Annotated in this window: 2 protein-coding genes; both read left to right on the top strand. The window is 50.3% G+C overall.

The features are described 5' to 3' along the window. Positions 1 to 16: 16 nt before the first annotated feature. Entirely contained in the window at positions 17 to 1,090 is a 1,074-nt protein-coding gene (locus tag D6694_07745) for a GGDEF domain-containing protein (protein RMH42643.1), read from the top strand. Positions 1,091 to 1,206: 116 nt separating this feature from the next. Further along, positions 1,207 to 1,526: lipoyl(octanoyl) transferase (gene lipB / locus D6694_07740; protein ID RMH42644.1), on the top strand; the 320-nt coding region annotated here is incomplete at its 3' end.

The following is a 1,526-nucleotide window of genomic DNA, read 5'->3' as shown; positions in this document are numbered from 1 at the left end:
AGATGACAGTGATGTCATGATAATGGTTTTGATGAACAATACTCCTTTGGGCTCCCGACGTTATACGCGTCTTTCAATTGTCCACTTTGCTCGGGCAGGAGCGTTTTTTTTGTCGATATTTACTGTGATGGCTTACTGGCGCGGTGACACTGCGCTTGGGCATGTGCTAGCGTTCTATGCCGTGATGGTGAGTGGATTTTCCATCTATGTAGAACGGGGCGGCAAGTTGTTACTTGCCCAGTGGTGGGCTGGTGCGTCGATTGTGAGCTTTTATTTTTACCTTCTTTTGACTGGCGCCTATCACGGCACTGGCTATCTTTGGTGTTTTGTATTTTATCCCATACCCTATTTCATTTTTGGAGCGAGAATCGGTGCGATGGTGAATGCCCTGATGATTGGTGGGGCGGCAGTGAGTTTGTTATGGCCCGATGCAGCATGGTTGGTTGTTGATTATCCCATGGACATTCGGACGCGATTCTTAGCCGGTTCTGTAGCGCTTACATTTCTGACGTATATCCATGCCAGCGATCGTGAAGCTGCTGAGCACGAAATATTGCGCTTGACGGCGAGAGTGCAAAAGCTTGCTCGGACAGATGAATTGACGCAATTATTGAATCGTCGAGCGGCGAAAGAATACTTTGTCCAGAAGCTCAGTGAAATCAAGCGGTACGGTGGCCAGTTTGGCTTGATGATTCTCGATATTGATAACTTTAAACGCATCAACGACACCTTTGGACATGATGTGGGCGACCGGGTGCTGATGGAGATTGCCGCTATTCTACGGAGAAGCATGCGAAGCAGCGATCTCGTGGCGCGATGGGGTGGTGAAGAAATTGTTATCATGATGCCTTCTGCTGATAGCAGTACAGTGCGTGAAACTGCCGAAAAAATTCGCAAGATCATCGCCAGTCAGCCTATGCAGGTTTGTTCAGAACCACTCTCAATATCGGTCAGTATCGGCGCCACAGTGGTGACTGCGTCAGATACTCAGGAAAGCGCCTTGAAGCGTGCTGATGACGCCTTATATGAAGCTAAGCGAAGTGGTAAAAATCGCGTGATTGTGCGGATGAGTGAAGAAACCTTGGCCTAAGGGACGCCGGTTGTTAGAATCCCGCAAAACCTTTCCACTGGGACGTCCACGTGCTGACTACATCCGTTTTTTTTCGTCAACTTGGTCGACAAAGCTACATACCGGTCTGGGAAGCGATGAGTCGCTATACCGATCAGCGGGATGATGAGACACCGGACGAAATTTGGTTGGTGGAGCACGATCCTGTTTATACTCAGGGGCAAGCGGGAAAAGCAGAGCACATATTAAATCCGGGCGACATCCCTGTCATTCAGGTCGATCGGGGTGGACAAGTCACATACCATGGGCCAGGCCAACAGGTGGCCTATCTGATGGTTGACTTGCGTCGGAAGCAGATGGGCGTACGGGCTTTCGTATCGGCAATCGAACAAGCCATTGTGGCATTGGCGGCCGATTATGGCATCACGGCAGCGCCCCGTGCCGATGCACCAGGTGT

This window comes from Gammaproteobacteria bacterium (assembly GCA_003696665.1).
Classification (GTDB): Bacteria; Pseudomonadota; Gammaproteobacteria; order Enterobacterales.
The sequence above is the reverse complement of the archived record's forward strand: the minus strand, read 5'-3'. Positions and strand labels throughout refer to the sequence as shown.